The organism is Streptomyces sp. NPDC091416, assembly GCF_044756845.1.
In the GTDB taxonomy this organism is placed as follows: Bacteria; Actinomycetota; Actinomycetes; order Streptomycetales; family Streptomycetaceae; genus Streptomyces.
In genome coordinates, this window is the sequence record NZ_JBIVTU010000019.1 from 1 (window position 1) to 14,520 (window position 14,520).

The 14,520-nt window shown below is 67.9% G+C and carries 8 protein-coding genes, 1 tRNA gene and 1 pseudogene; 3 read left to right on the top strand and 7 right to left on the bottom strand.

Going from position 1 to position 14,520, the window contains the following annotated elements; all coding sequences use genetic code 11:
- Positions 1 to 244: 244 nt before the first annotated feature.
- Entirely contained in the window at positions 245 to 1,147 is a 903-nt protein-coding gene (locus ACIQMX_RS37135) for a transketolase family protein (protein ID WP_402484827.1), read from the bottom strand.
- A gap of 57 nt (positions 1,148 to 1,204) precedes the next feature.
- Positions 1,205 to 1,906, bottom strand: coding sequence for a transketolase (locus ACIQMX_RS37140; protein ID WP_402484830.1), 702 nt, complete (start codon positions 1,904 to 1,906; stop codon positions 1,205 to 1,207).
- A gap of 128 nt (positions 1,907 to 2,034) precedes the next feature.
- Here ACIQMX_RS37140 and ACIQMX_RS37145 point away from each other — a divergent pair.
- A tRNA-Pro gene (locus ACIQMX_RS37145) sits at positions 2,035 to 2,108 on the top strand.
- A gap of 385 nt (positions 2,109 to 2,493) precedes the next feature.
- Here ACIQMX_RS37145 and ACIQMX_RS37150 read toward each other — a convergent pair.
- The 5 genes and pseudogenes from ACIQMX_RS37150 to ACIQMX_RS37170 all read right to left on the bottom strand — a co-directional run bounded on the left by ACIQMX_RS37150 (position 2,494) and on the right by ACIQMX_RS37170 (position 8,108).
- Complete coding sequence (locus ACIQMX_RS37150) at positions 2,494 to 2,742, bottom strand: hypothetical protein (protein WP_402484832.1); 249 nt, start codon at positions 2,740 to 2,742, stop codon at positions 2,494 to 2,496.
- Between the two features lie 196 nt (positions 2,743 to 2,938).
- A pseudogene (locus ACIQMX_RS37155) lies at positions 2,939 to 3,346 on the bottom strand (IS3 family transposase); the annotation flags it as partial.
- 3 nt (positions 3,347 to 3,349) lie between these two features.
- Positions 3,350 to 3,532: a transposase gene (locus tag ACIQMX_RS37160; protein WP_402484835.1), complete on the bottom strand. Its 183-nt coding sequence runs from the start codon at positions 3,530 to 3,532 to the stop codon at positions 3,350 to 3,352.
- A 205-nt stretch (positions 3,533 to 3,737) separates the two neighbouring features.
- Positions 3,738 to 4,640: a hypothetical protein gene (locus tag ACIQMX_RS37165; RefSeq protein WP_402484838.1), complete on the bottom strand. Its 903-nt coding sequence runs from the start codon at positions 4,638 to 4,640 to the stop codon at positions 3,738 to 3,740.
- 42 nt (positions 4,641 to 4,682) lie between these two features.
- Positions 4,683 to 8,108, bottom strand: a complete 3,426-nt coding sequence (locus ACIQMX_RS37170) for a hypothetical protein (protein WP_402484841.1) — start codon at positions 8,106 to 8,108, stop codon at positions 4,683 to 4,685.
- Between the two features lie 218 nt (positions 8,109 to 8,326).
- Here ACIQMX_RS37170 and ACIQMX_RS37175 point away from each other — a divergent pair, with 218 nt between their 5' ends.
- Together ACIQMX_RS37175 and ACIQMX_RS37180 are read left to right on the top strand one after the other, a co-directional pair.
- Positions 8,327 to 10,528, top strand: a complete 2,202-nt coding sequence (locus ACIQMX_RS37175) for a hypothetical protein (protein ID WP_402484844.1) — start codon at positions 8,327 to 8,329, stop codon at positions 10,526 to 10,528.
- An 884-nt stretch (positions 10,529 to 11,412) separates the two neighbouring features.
- Positions 11,413 to 14,304, top strand: coding sequence for a BTAD domain-containing putative transcriptional regulator (locus ACIQMX_RS37180; protein ID WP_402484846.1), 2,892 nt, complete (start codon positions 11,413 to 11,415; stop codon positions 14,302 to 14,304).
- The last annotated feature ends 216 nt before the right edge of the window (positions 14,305 to 14,520 follow it).

Below are 14,520 nucleotides of genomic sequence, written 5' to 3' on the forward strand. Positions count from 1 at the left end.
ACAGTTCCAAGCCCGGATCAGCCACTACAAACGACGCGGCCACACACCACCAGAAACTGCCCACACATCAGAACAAAGACCGTTGCAGTACTAGGACGCCGCGGATCGAAGGGCGACGGTTCACGGGCGCTCCCTGTGGGGGGTGGGTGCCGAGAGGATGTAGAAAGCGCTTTCCGGACGCGCTTCAGGGTAGGGTCACGCCTTCCGCGGGGTCAATGGGCCCGTATGGGCCGCGTTCGCCGTCTCACCCGCCAAGGAATGCGCTGATCCGGCCCCGCAGGCCCTTCGGGTCCAGAGCGTGTGCCGCGAGATGCTCGTCCATCTGCCCGTAACGCCGCAGCTCCTCGCGCGATACGCCGAGCCCCAGGATCCGGTGGGGGAGTGCGGCGAGCGCGTCGTTGGCGGCGCCCGTCGAGGTGCCCGCCAGGTACGGCTCGACGATCACCACGTCGGCGGTGGCCCGGCCGCCGGCCGCCCGGCGCAGCCCTCGGCCGTCGAACGGCCGCACGGTGGTCGCGTACAACACGGTCACGTCGAGTCCCTCCGTCGCGGCGAGGACGTTGTCGAGCATCGGGCCGACGGCGACCACGACCCCGCCCGCTCCCTCCCGCACGGTGGAGAACCCGCCCGTGCCGCCGACCTGGCGCCCCCGGCCGTTGGACTGCAGCGACAGCCGCACATACACCCGGCCTTCCCCGGCGGCCGCCTCGCGCAACAGTGTCTCCGCCTCGTCGGGATGGCCCGGCACGTGCACGGTCCAGCCCTCCAGCGTGTCCATGAGCGCCACGTCCCCGGGCGCCATGTGGGTGAACCCGCCGGCCGGCCAGTCGTACGAGCCCCCCGCGCTCACCAGCACCCCGCCGACCCCCTGGTGGCCGAAGTCGAGCTTCACCTGCTCGAACGGCCGCTCCACCAGGAAACTCGCGAAGGTGTGCAGGACCGGCCGCAATCCGGTGAGCGCCATCCCGGCGCCGGCCCCGACGAGCAGCTGCTCACGGATGCCGACGTTCACGACCCGGTCGGGATGGTCCCGCTCGGCCCGGCCGAATCCGTCGCGGCTGATCTCGGCGAGCACGAGCGCCAGGCGGGGGTCCTCGTCGAGCAGCTGGGTGGTGGTGGCGATGAAACGGTCACGCATCGTGTCCATGGGGATGTTCCTCTGCTTCCGTTCAGGGGTTTCGTCGAGGTCGGGTCGTGCCACGGCTCAGTGCTTGGGGTCGACCCGGGCCACGACGGCCCTGGGCTGCCCGGGGTGCGGTGCGGTGAAGGCCGCGTACAGCGCCTCGTGGTCCCGCCCGTCCACGGAGGCGACCGACCAGCCCGCGGTCGCGAACCGCTCCGCGATCCCGCCGGGGCGTCCGTACGTCGCCGAGGCGTTGTCGATCACCACGGTGTGCAGCTGCTCCAGCCCGGCCGGTCCTGCGTAGGCGATCGCCTCGTGATTGCTGCCCTCGTCCAGCTCGGCGTCGCCGGTCAGCACCCATACCCGCGGCCCGGTCATTCCCTGGGCCCGCAGTCCCAGCACGCTCCCCACGGCGAGCGGCAGCCCGTGCCCCAGCGAGCCGCTGCCGATCTCGGCGCCGGGCACCAGGAGCCGGTCGGGGTGGTGGCCGAGCGGCGATCCGTACGAGCCGAAGCCCGCCAGCAGCTCCTCGCCGAAGAACCCGTGCGCGGCGAGGACCGCGTAGTACGCCATGGGCCCGTGCCCCTTCGACAGCAGGAAGCGGTCCCGGTCCGGCGCGTCGACGGTCTCCGGTGTCACCCGCAGGACCCGGTCGTACAGCACCCAGAGCGCGTCCAGGGTCGACGTCGCGGCAGGGCCGTGCTTCTCGTCGCCGGTCATCAGGCTCATCAGCCGGGGCAGGTCGCGGTATGCGGACGCCTGTGCGGCGGTCGTGTTCGTCATGCGGCCCAGCGTTCAACATCAAGCATGGTTGAGGTCAAGCGGCGAAAGGTGTTCGTGACCACCGGTCGAAGTGCGGTATTGTTCTCATGCGCCTTCAGCCAGGGGGAAACCCCAGGTCAGACAGGCAGCGGGACGTGGCGCAGCTTGGTAGCGCACTTGACTGGGGGTCAAGGGGTCGCAGGTTCAAATCCTGTCGTCCCGACTGGAGACAGTCGAGGTTAGGGCCGGTTTCGGAGCAATCCGAAACCGGCCCTTGATCGTTTTTGGGGACCAGTTGGGGACCAGCTGGAGGTCCGGCGTCCTTGACCGGGGCAGCGGGTCAGCGGGTCATGACGATGGGCTCGGGAACGAGCGTGGAGCGTCGCCCCGGCGGCCGTGATCTTGTGGACGTCCGGGTGCAGGTAGCGCTGTGAAGTTTCCCCGTGATGTTGGACACTCGTTCGTTATGCCGCGAGGGCGTGTTGGTGTCGCTGCCGGGTCTCGGCTGGGGTGAGGTAGCCGAAAGTTTTATGTTTGCGCAGGCGGCGGCGGTTGTAGAAGGTCTCGATGAAGTCGAAAACCTCACCGCGGGCGGTGGCCCGGTTGGGTCAGGTGTGGGTGCCGACCTCCTCCTTGAGTAAGGCCCATAAGCTTTCCGCAGCGGCGTTGTCGAAGCAGGATCCGGTGCGCCCGCAGCTTTGCCGTAGTCTCAACTCGCTTATTTGGTACCGGAATTGAGTCGATGTGCACTCGCTGCCGCGATCGCTGTGGATCACGCAGCCGGGCGTCAGGTCGCCCCGGCCGTGGGCCATGTCGAGGGCGTCGACGACTAGTTCTGCGCGGTGGTGGTCGGCCATGGCGTAGCCGACGACCTCGCGGGGTGGCCAGGTCGAGCCAGCAGGCGAGGTAGAGCCAGCCCTCGACGGTGGCCAGGTAGGTAATGTCCCCGACCAGCCTGGTGCCGGGGCGCTCAGCGTGAAAGTCCCGGCCGGTCAGGTCCGGAGCCGGCTTCGTCTTCACGTCCGGCCGGGGCAGCGAGCGCCGCTTTCGGCGGGTGACGCCGCGGATGTCGCGCTCGCGCATGACGCGCGCGATGCGCTTGCGGTTCACCCGGCGCCCCAGACGCCGCAGTTCGGCATGGATGCGCGGGACGCCGTAGGTGCGACGGGAAGCGATGTGCAGCACGGTGATCTCGTGCGCCAGTGCGTCGTCGGCAGTCTGCCGGGCATGGCGGGCGGCCTCGCCCTCGCACCAAGCGTAGTAGGAGGAGCGGGCCACGTGCAGCACCCGGCACAGCAGCACGACCGGGTAGTTCGCCTTCTCCGCGTGGATCAACCGGTACAACGCGCTCACCGGTCGCTCTCCTTCGCGAAGAAGGCTGTCGCTTTTTTCGGGATCTGATCGTCTGCTGCTGTTCGCGGTTCTCCTTGCGCAGCCGCCGCAGTTCCTCGCGCTCGGCACCGGTCAGCTCGCCGGGCTGCCCTCGCCTCGGTCGGCCTTGGCCCGGCGATACCAGCCGCGCAGGGACTCGGAACTGATGCCGAGTTCCTGGGCGACCGCCGTCACCGCCTTGCCTGAGGAGTCGACGAGCGCGATCGCGTCCCGCTTGAACTCCTCGGTGTACCGCTTCGTGTACTTGCTTCCCACCTGGCGCTACTTCCTCTGGAACCTCAGATTCCAGTCTCCAGGTGTCCACCATCAAGGGGAAGCTTCACATGATGCCTTCCACCCACTGGGAGTTGGGCGGACCCTTGTCGGCCATCTGCACTCGGTGTGGCAAACGGGGCATCTCACTTCGGCAGGAGGCAAGGCCCGTGGCGCTCATGGAATGAAGGTGCCCCTTACGCAGGAGTCAGGCCTCGGGGCGGCCAGACGGCGCCGTTGAGTCGGCCAGCGGAGCCAGCCGTTCGAGCAGCTGATCACGGGTGTACTGAGCTTCCTCGTAGATCTTCCGCGCCTCCTGGAGCAGCTCACCGACCTTCTTGCCCGGTTCCACGCCGAGGGTTTCAATGATGTCTTTGCCGGTGATGGGCAGGAGTTTGGAGATCTCGGCGAGCAGAACGCGCTCGATGCACTGGCGGGCGGCGAACTCCAGGTCGGACTCGTTTGTGATCCGCAGAGCCTTCCTGATCTCGTTTTCGCTCCGTTTGAACAGTGCGACCGGGTCGACAGTGTTCCGCCCCATGTCGCTCGCGACGGTGGAGACGATCGTGTGGAAGCGGTGGGCGGGCCAGTCGCGCGAGATTCGGTCCTCCCATTGCTGACAGATCTGGGAGCGTGCTTCGTCAGCCCGGATTTGCTCGACCTGCTTGGTGAGCTGGCTGACGAACTCACAGGCCTCTCCGAGCAGGGAATGAAGGGCCCTTTCCCAGTCCTCATTGGAGCTGGGGAGTAGAACGGCAGACACCTCCTCGAACCAGTCGGAGCAGGTCTTGAGGATCCTCCGGTCATGGTTGCCGGAGGCTGGGTTAATGGTGTGCTGGGACCACGTGCGCAACGCGTGGACGAGGCGTTCGTGTGAGCGTATTTCGGGTAGGGACTGGACGGCTGGGCGGTCCATAAGGAACTTGACGCCCACTCTCCCGGTTTCCTTGTAGTGGCAGTAGAGCCAGCTTGCGGTCCTGATGAATGCGAGCTCCGGGGCGGCGTCGACGTTCGGGGTCGGCAGGGAGACGGCCCCGAACACCGGGGTCGCGCTGGAGAGCAGTGCGCGGGACAGATCGTCGATGCGCTCGCGGAGTCGAACGAACTCCACCAACTGGTCCTTGGGAGTGCGCGCGGTCCATGGCAGCACGGGTCAGCGCTCCTGTCGCCTGGTGTGGAGGAAGGGCTCTGGGTCGGCGATGATGCCCAGCAGGTTGAAGCCGATGTGGAACTTTCCCAGGTTGGCGCCGAGTCTGAGGTCGCGGCCCTTGAACTCAGACGGAATGAAGATCACGCGTCGACGCAGGCTCTCGACGTAGACCTCCCCCCGTCGCAGGTCGCGGGAGAGCCGGGCGATCTCGCCATTGAAGAGCTGTGGGTTTCCGTGACTTTCTGACGCCAGGTAGGAACGGATGATCCGCCGCCGTCCCTTGACCTCGTCGGACCGAGTCTCGAGGTCGGAAAAAGTTGAGAAGGCCGCACCGAGCTCTCCTCGGTGGAATTCCGCGATGCCCCGGATGAAGGCCAGGGGGATGTCCCGGTAGGTGCGTCCGGTGTCCTCGATCGCGGCGATCAGTCGAAGAGCCTCCTGCCACTGCCCCTGGTTGAACGGCAGACACTCCCGCTCGTCACTGAACAGACGCCTGCCGGCATTCTGGAGCCACCACAGATCCAGTTTCAGGTTGAGGCACCTGCTGTCCCCGGATACCAACTCCTTGTGTGTGTCGAGATAGGCCAGGGCGTCAGAGATCCTTTGATGGGCCGATGAATCAAGCGTCTCCCTGAGGGCCGTGGGGTCCGCGATCGCCCGCGCCCTCAGATAGACGCCTGCCCCCGACCCGCGGTCCGCGAGTGCCTGGAAGGCTTCGTCTGCCAGCGTGAGATTGTTGGCCTCAGTGGCGAACTCCAGGCGCCGCCTGTGGTAGTTCTGGACTTGGCTCGGGTCGAGATCTTCGGGTGACAGCGTCTCAAAGGCGCTGAGAACGTCCACGATCGCCTCGGAGCGCTGTTCGTCGGTCAGAGAACCAAGAACGTTGCGGGTTGACCAGGCGAGGACATCGACAGGGTAAAAGCTCTCTTGGTCCAGTTCCCGTGCCAGCGCGAGCTCTTGTCTGGCTTGCTCGAAGAACGCGACTTCCTCTGCTGCCCGGTGCTCGCTGCGCATGCCTTGGGCCTGGGCGGCGTACGTGGCCGCCAGCTCGACCCTCAGTTTGCTCCTCAGCGGAGACAGAGCGTCGGGCTGGAACTGGTTTAGAGCGATGTGAAGGATCTCCGTCGCGGTCCGCAGTGCCACGGTCATACGCGCGAAGTCGTAAGTGCCGTCACTCTGCTGGTTGTTGCGTGACCGGATTACGAACTCCCTCAACAGATTTGCTTCCTGCAGCATCAGTCGGGGGTTCTCCAGGCCGCGTTCCTCGCGCAGCTCGCGGAGTGCGTCGGAGATGAGCGGGAACTCCTTGCGGAAGCGCTCGGGTTCGGGGCCCTGAGCGCCCATGGCCCGGACTAGGTCGGCCACAAAATCGATCTCTCGGGAACCGGAGATCGCGTAATCGGAACCACGAGCCTCGACGATTAGGCGCTTTGCGTAGTCCGCTTCGCGGGCGGTGGACCCAAGCCGACTGGTTGCGATGAGCTGGGCTTCCAGACGGCTGCGCGCTCCCAGCCGGAAGTTCCCCTCGTGGTCCTCCTCCCAGCGCACCAGATCCACGTCGTCGAAGAGGCGGGCTACATTGAAGTAGCCCGCCTCACCAGTCGACCGGATCAGTAGCTCCAGTGGCACAGACAGGCCGAACTGGCCAGCCACCATGATGAGCGCCGTCAATTCCTCCACCACTGTGAAGTTTTCGAGCTCAGTTGCGCTGGCGGCTCTGCCGTCGAAGGGCAGTTGCGGGATGAGGCCCGCCTCCAGCAGGGCGTAGCCAAGCGTGGTCTTCGGAGTGTCCCTGGTATCCGGCTTCGATGCTCGTTTGACCAGGCTCCGCTCAACCTGCTCCAGCTCGCGGACCACACCGCTACGGACAGTCGCCCGAGTTGGGGGGAGCAGGCGATAGAGGAACGCGAGGAAGCTTGCTTCCAGGCTGAGTCTGCGCTCGGCGATCTGGGCGAGACTGGCATCGAGGCTGGCCAGGAAATCGGCTATCCGCCGTGGCTCGTCGGCCGTGAGCACGGTGGGCGCCTCAACGTAACCCTTGCGGCGTTTCGACGGGATCTTGGTCGCCTCGATGCGATATGTGCTGCCGACGAGGACCACGCGGCGCCCGCGTCCAGAGAAGCGCCGGGCGATATCCGCGTACCAGTCCATGTCTCGCATCGCGTCCCAGACGATGACTGTACTGTCCGCTCCCTCGCTCTCGGCCCACTGACAGAAGGCATCAAGCGCGGGCATTGCAGAGGTACCTACACTCTGGCCGAGGTGGATCACTGGGTAACGGCGACGGCTGGCGAGGGTGTACGCCACGCTGGCGAGTGCCACACTCTTGCCCGTCCCGGTCGCTCCGTGCAGGACGAGTGGCTGGTCCGAGATCTCCCTCCGGGACGCGCGGGTCGCGATCCAATCCTCGAGCCGCCGCTCGAAGTCCCGGTGGAACGCGAAACCTCGCCCGATGCCCTCCCAATTGATGCTGGCTGACGATGAGCCAAGGAACTGGCGGAACGCGGAGTAGCGGGCATCCGCTGAGACGGGAGTTGGTGTGACGAGCATGGCTTCGCTCAGCAGCTGGGCGCTCGACGACAACGGCACCCACAGGTCCCGGGGTACCGAATGACTACCGTTGCCGAAGCTGACGAGTCGCTGGAGATCACCCCGCTCGACAAGGGGGTCCGCGGTGATGAGCCCAGCGGAGGAACCCTCCTCGAGCACCAGGGCGAGCGGTTGGTCGTGGACGACCAGGTGCCCGTCAGCGGCCAGATCCGCGAGCATCGAGTTCTTCAGCAGATCGTCCGTGACGGAGAAGAGATGACACTGTCCCTTCTGCATCTGGAGCACCAGCCCGGCCAGGTCCTCGTCCGTGAGCCAGTCGCCGCCAGCGTAGCCGTCGATTGCCAGGGTGCCGAGCGGTCCGAGTGCCTCGATCATCCGGTAGGCGAGGGCGTTGGCCACGGTCCGCCGCTTGAGCTTTTCGAGCCGGGACACCGGGAACCGCTCCTCCGGCTCCGTTCTGGCCGTGCATCCGTAGAGATAGGTGCAGTGGAGGCGTCGTCGGTTGCGGGGGTCGCTAGGCCTGTAGCGCTCACTGAAGATGCGCTGGACTTCTCGCCAGGGCTTTTCGAACACTGTTGGCCAGATGCTGTCGATGGCTGAGGACCACACGCCGACCCACGGGTAGTCCGAGATGGCGTCAAGATGCTCGGACGGAGCGAGCTGGCTGCACCGTTCGTCCAGCCAGTTGGCGAAACCTGGGCCGGCCTCGCCTGCAGTGAGAAGGACGTCGTACGTGTCGACGTCTCCACCGAGCTTCGTCTGCGCCAGCGAGAGGAGTGGGTCTTCTAGGCCGCCGAGACGTAGATGGCTCTGACCGAGCAGAAGTCCGGCCGGGCCGTGGTTGATCCTGTCGATGAACGCCTGGATTGGACGGTCCATTCAGGTTTCTTCCCAGCCTGAGTCTGACACTATTCCGCGCAGCCTAGCGTGCAGAAGATCGCCATGGGACCCGTTCGCTGGGGAGTGGCATCGCAAGGTTGTCCAGTACCGAGCTAGCTCGAACCGGGAGCGGGTGGCGGCTCTGGCGTCTAGGGACATTCGTCGCTGCGCAGCCCTATGCTCGCAAGGCAGGAGAAGGGGGAGTTGTGCGCGATCGCATGCTGACAGCCGACGTACCGCTCGGGCCGTTCGAGGGCACCAAGATCACCGTGTACTCGGCGAAGGGCAAGAACGCCAGACTGCATGTCCGGAGGGAATGCAGTCAGCTCCGTACGACCAACGTGACGACGACCGAGGTTCCGTTGAACGCGGACGTGGTGGACAGGTTTTGCTCCGGTTGCGCGGACTGGGGCCCGAGGATCCGGCCGTCATCCGGACTGGGCATCTTCATGAACGCGCTCGGCGGAGCGGGACTGCTCCACCAGCTGCAGGCCTATGCGGAGCCGGACGAGGACGTGTACTGGACCCAGGACGAGGTGCGAGCTGCAGCCGAGCTCTTGCACTCGGAACGGGGTGCTGCGGACGAGGACGATGATGATGAGGAGGACGACGGGTGGTGGGAAGCGCTCAGGGAAGCCGAAGAGCTGCAGGAGCGGGTCTTGTCTCGCTGGCGTCATGCTGCGGGGAGCCTTAACCGAGCGCAGGCAGCCATCGCCCACTTTCCTTGGCTGACGGACTGGGCTCGGCCGCACGTGTCGGCGAAGGAGAGCTACCTCGAGGTTCTGCGGGCGCACGTGGCCCTCTTCGTGGAGCCGTCTGGTCTCGTGGTAGCCGCTGCGGCGGCGACGCTGGAGAAGCGTTCGCTGCCGATCGACGATCCTGCCTTCGCGGTGCTCGGCAACAGCAGCCGGATCTCCGCAGGCCTGAACGCGCTCTGGCGCAGCTGGCAGTACTCGGCGGAGCGGGGCTGGGAAGGGCCTGAATCACGCTCGATCAGCCGCTATGACCTCGTGCACGGCATCCGGCCCAACAAGAAGGGGCACGCGGAAGCTCTGGAAGGAGCCGCCCGCCTGATCCAGTCCTGGGAGGACGAAGCCGGCGCCTGTGCTGCGGCGGCGGATTCGACACCGACGGTATGGGTCACGGCGCGCTTGCCGGAGGCCACGGAGGAGCCTTCGCGCGGAGGTGCGCCCGGGTTCCTGGACGGCCTCGATCGGTGGACCGTTGGCGTAGTGGTGACGTGGACCGTGACCGCCGAGTGGGGTCGGCGCACGCTGACGCTGAGAGTTCCGGCCCTCGTCGCCGACAGACTCCTGGACCCCTCGGGCAGCCTCGCGTGCGATCCGGGCGGTTCCGAAGCCGTGGCTACCGAAGCGGGCCAAGGGCAGCCGGACTCTATCCGGCCCGGGGTTTTCGACGACACGGCTGTCTTCGACCGCCAGCCCGTTACCCCCGCTCACCTCCGTGCGCTGCGGACCTTCTCGTATACCGCCGACCAGCTCTACATCGTCTTCTCGACGAGCGGGGGAGTGGAGGTTTTGCCTCTCGAGGTCATTGGGAGGCGACTCGCCCAGGGCTGGCTTGGAGTCATCGTCGCCGGCGCGTCGGACCTCCCCGAGAGCGTGATCAGTCCGTGGACCAAGGAGGTCGTCCCCGCGCCAGAGGCTGACGATGACCCGTCCTCGGGCCACGACTATGTACGGCAGGATGACCACTTTGGTGTTGCCCTGGGCCTTGCAGCCGGGGCTAAGGAAGTCGCCCGGCGGACGTATCGGGAGCATGACAAGGAACACAATCTGCGCATGCTCGCCATGGCACGTGGTGTTTCCGACTTGCGGAGCCTCGACACCGGCCGCTCCGGCATGCTGCCCCTTGCGGTGTGGGAGGGCCTGCTGGCGCCTGCTCCCTTGGACCTCTCACCGTTCCGGCCGCCCAGCACCGACCGCTGGCGCAGCGGTAGAGACCTTCCACTGGGTGTCCTGGGTCAGGCGCAGATCTACGCCACGAACTCGGATCCCAAGTTCGAAGGCAAGGGGCACTCACCCCTGTGCCGGCATACACGGGATCGAGGCCTCGCGACGAGCGACGACCTCCTGACCCTGGCCGACCTGCTGGCCCGTGACGACTGGGACTGGTGCAGCAGGTGTGGCGGCTACGCCGTACGCCGGCTGACCGACACCCAGCTGTCCTACTACCGCGCTGCTCACCGGCTGCACAACATCGCAGGGCAGCTCGACGACGAGCGTACGCACCGTGTACCTGTCGATCCGGATGTCCTGCTCAAGCGGCTGGACGAGCTTGCGGACTGGGAGCCCGGCGGGCACGAGGCCTGCGACTGGGACGGCTCCTGGCGTTGGTATGAGGTCATTCGCGACCTGCGACGTCGAGCCGAACGGAAGCGGGGCCACGCCGCTTCCTGAGCCGCTTTTCCCCGGGTGACCGTCTGCGACGGCGGGCGGGTCCGAGGGTCAGGTGATGCCCCTTGGGGACCAGTTGGGGACCAACGCCCACGTCGATGGGCGCACAGCCTGTACGGATGTGCACGCTGTGCGCCCTGAGATTATGCCGTATGTCATGATTTTCCCTCCGCCCCATCGATCTGGGGGTCAAGGGGTCGCAGGTTCAAATCCTGTCGTCCCGACCATGCGGAAACGCAGGTCGGAGGCCGTTCTCTCATCCGTGAGAGGGCGGCCTTTCGTGCATTCCGGGGCGTGGTGGTCGCAGTGTGGTCGCGCGCCCGCGCGCCGGGGTTGTTTCGCCTGGTATCGGGTGGTGCGGGGGAGCGGGGTTCGGGGAGGGCTGCGCGGAGGCGGTGGATGTGGTCGCGAGGTGGTCGCAGCCACCCCGGTCCGGGCAGGCGGGCAGCGGCTCGTGCGGCCGTGGTGAGGTTTGGCCGACGGTGTCGATGGCCCGGTGTGCGGCCTGTCGGGTGAGGTGGCTGTAGAGGTTCGCGGTGATCCACGGGGTGGAGCGCCGCAGCTTCAGCGAGGTCGAGGAGAGCCGCAGCCGGGCGTCCGCCCGCGTGCGGTGAGCCGCGCGCCCGGCCGCCCGTGTCGGCCCACGGAGCAGCCTTCCCGGTGGTCCAGGCGTGGACCACCGGGCCCGGAGGAACGTCCTCAGGGGCATTCCGCCAGGAGGCTGTACCCCTGGCGGGTGCGGTGCCGGGTGGGCGGCCGGGCCCACGCGTCGGGATCGGTGGCGAGCGCCGAACGGATAGAGGGGGAGCCGTCACCCGGATTTCGTCTGGAGAGGCTTCGAACATCGTTACGCTGCACCGAAGTTACCGAGATCACGGAGGGCTGCGGTGGGGGAGCCGACATTCGGAGTCCTGGGGCCGCTCCAGGTGAGGGCGCACGGAGTCCCGGTACGGATCGGCGGGGCCAAGCCCCGGGCCGTACTGGCGACTTTGCTGCTCCAGCCGAACGGCTTCGTCTCACTGGACCTGCTGACGGAGGTCCTGTGGCCAGGTGGCGCACCTCGGTCCGCGGTCGCCAATGTGCGCACGTACGTACGGACGCTGCGGTTGCGGCTGCCCCCGACGGCGGTCGACGGACTGCGTACCGAGCCCTCCGGTTACTCGCTGGGCGTCGAACCCGGGGAGGCGGACATGCTGCTCTTCGAGCAGCATCTCGCCTCGGCCCGCGCCGCTCGCGACCGCGGTGAGGACGCCGCGGCACTGCGTGCCTACGAAAGGGCCCTGGGGCTGTGGCGCGGTGGGGTGCTCCAGGACGTGCCCTCCAGCGTGGTGTGGGACCCGGCCATCACGCGCATGGAGGGGTTGCGGTCCATCGCTGTCGACGAGTGCCTCGAGTTACGGCTCCGGCTCGGGGACTACGCCCACCTGGTCTCCGGCCTTCGGTCCCGGCTGACCGAGAGCCCTCTGCGGGAGGACCTGTGGCGGATGCTCGTGCACGCGCTGAACGGCGCGGGGCGCAGCGCCGAGGCGCGGTCCGCGTACGCCGAGGCCGAGCGGGTGATCGCCGCCGAGCTGGGGATAGAGCCCAGCGAGCCGCTGCGGGCCATCGGCGCCGAGGTCAACGGATACCCCGGCCGCCGTCGCGCGGCAACGCCCGTGTCCGTCTGCCAACTCCCGATCGACATAATCGACTTCACCGGACGCGCCGTCGAGGTCGCCGACCTGGAGGAGTTACTGTCCACCGCCGGCCGGCAGCCCGTGGTCGCGGCGGTGTCGGGCCCGCCGGGTGTCGGGAAGTCCACGCTGGCCGTGCATGTCGCCCACCGGGTGCGTGACGCGTTCCCGGACGGGCAGCTCTTCGTCGACCTGGCCGGAACGAGCGAGTGCCCCCGTGAGCCGGCGGACGTCCTGGCCGAGATGCTGCGCGGCCTGGGCGTCATCGACAGTGCGATACCCGGTGAACCGGGCGAACGCGCCGCGATGTTCCGTTCCCGCCTGGCCCAGCGGCGCTTCCTCATCGTGCTCGACGACGCCCTGGACAGCGCACAGGTGAGCCCACTGCTCCCGGGCACCGGTGGTTCGGCGGTGCTGGTCAGCTCGCGGCGCCGGATGCCCGGCCTCCCGGCGCGCGCCTGCCCGCTCGGGCTGATGCGGCACGATGACGCCCGCGCCCTGTTCGGGGCCATCGTCGGCGCGGACCGGCTGCGCCGGGAGGGCGCCGACGCCGACCGTGTCCTCGCCGAGTGCGGGTCACTTCCGCTGGCGGTACGGATCGCGGCCGCCCGGCTCGTGAACCGGCCCGGCTGGAGCGTCGGCACGCTGGCCGACTCGCTGCGCGACGAGCGCGGTCGCCTCGGGGCGGTCCGCTTCGGCGAGCTGGAGGTGCGGGCCGGCGCCGAACTCAGTTACCGCCATCTGCCCGAGCCCGCCGCCACCGCCTTCCGCACGTTCGGAGACCTGCCCGACGACGCCGTCCCGGGCTGGCTCGTCGCCGTTGCGACGGGGCGCGACAGTGAGACGGCGGGGGGTCTGGACATCCTGCTCGACGAACACCTCGTCGAAGTCGTCGGCAGAGACCGTCTCGGTCTGAACCGTTACCGCATGCACGACCTACTGCGGTGCTACGCCCGGGAATTGGTACTGACGGACGATCAGGACATACGGTTGCGGCGGCGCCTGCGGGTCATCGACGCGCTCACCGACCTCGCCCGCTCCGCCAACGCCGCCATGCCCACCCGCTTCCTCGGTGTGCTGGGCGAGCCCGACGAGCGGGGCTTGCCGGACGGACCGCCGCACGATGTCGTCCGCATGGTGCGCGCCCGGCCCGTGGACTGGTTCGAGAGCGAGCACCGCAACCTCGTCGCCGCCGTCGACGCCGCAGTCCGGCTCGGGCGGACCGACAGGGCCGCCGACCTGGCGATCGAACTGGCGGGCTTCTTCGACATGCGCGGCTACTACGGCGACTGGCTGCGGACCCACCGGCTCGTGCTCGACGCCATGCCGCACCACGACGACGTCAGGGCCGCTTCCCTGCTGCGCAACCTTGGCCAACTTCATCTCTACCAGGACAGGTATCCGGACGCGCTCGCCTCCTTCGACCGGGCCAGGGCGCTCTTCGCTGAGCTCGGACACCCCACGGGGGAAGCGATCGCCGCGGTGGGTTCCGGCTCGGTCCACCGGATCATGGGTGATCTCGGCGCCGCGCTCGGAACGTTCACCGCCGCGCTCAAGGACTTCGCCGCGTGCGGCGACCGGCACGGCGAGGCGGTGGCACGCAACGCGATCGCCTCCGTCTGGCTGGAGCGCAAGGACCCGGAGGCCGCGGACGGCTGGCTGCGAGGGGCCCTGGAACTGTCCCGTGCCGACGGGGACCGGCATCGCGAGGCGCAGGTGCGCCGCAGGGTCGCCATGCTGCACGAACTGCGTGGCGAACCGCAGGCGGCGCGTGGCGAGCTGGAGCGAGCCCTCGGCATCTTCGACGAGTTGGCCGACCTGCACTGCGCCGCGTACGTGCAGCAGAGCATCGCGGAACTGTGCTTGCGGCAGGGCGACGCCGGTGGCGCGTCGGCGCTGTTGATCGGTGCGCTCGCTGTGCAGCAGCAGCTCGGGGACCGCCGCGCCGAGGCCCGGGTGGCGGGCCTGCTGGGCGAGTTGCACGACGCGACCGGCCGCAAGCAGACAGCGCGGCACTACTTCCACCGATCCCTGGCGACCTGGCGCCGTCTGGGCCTGCCCGATGAGGCCGGACTGGTGGACGCCAAACTCCGGTCCATGCGCTGAGAGGTTGTCGGGTGACCTCCGGCCGGGCGGCCGGCACGCACGCTTCCCGTGTTGTCGTCAGCCGGCGACGCGCCGAGTCGCCTTCCTCTCCGCCCTGGAAAAGCACGCACCGAGCCGCGTTCGCGTTCGGATCGGAGGCCACCCGATGGTCTCTGAGCGGCACCGATGGAAACAGATGTGGGTGCGACCGCCGTCGCACCCACACCTGGTACAGGG

Bases quoted from the DNA above. Each gene is read 5' to 3' on its own strand.
- ACIQMX_RS37135 (WP_402484827.1), bottom strand. From the start codon at position 1,147: ATGGACACGATGCGTGACCGTTTCATCGCCACCACCACCCAGCTGCTC.
- ACIQMX_RS37140 (WP_402484830.1), bottom strand. From the start codon at position 1,906: ATGACGAACACGACCGCCGCACAGGCGTCCGCATACCGCGACCTGCCC.
- ACIQMX_RS37150 (WP_402484832.1), bottom strand. From the start codon at position 2,742: ATGGCCGACCACCACCGCGCAGAACTAGTCGTCGACGCCCTCGACATG.
- ACIQMX_RS37170 (WP_402484841.1), bottom strand. From the start codon at position 8,108: ATGGACCGTCCAATCCAGGCGTTCATCGACAGGATCAACCACGGCCCG.
- ACIQMX_RS37175 (WP_402484844.1), top strand. From the start codon at position 8,327: ATGCTGACAGCCGACGTACCGCTCGGGCCGTTCGAGGGCACCAAGATC.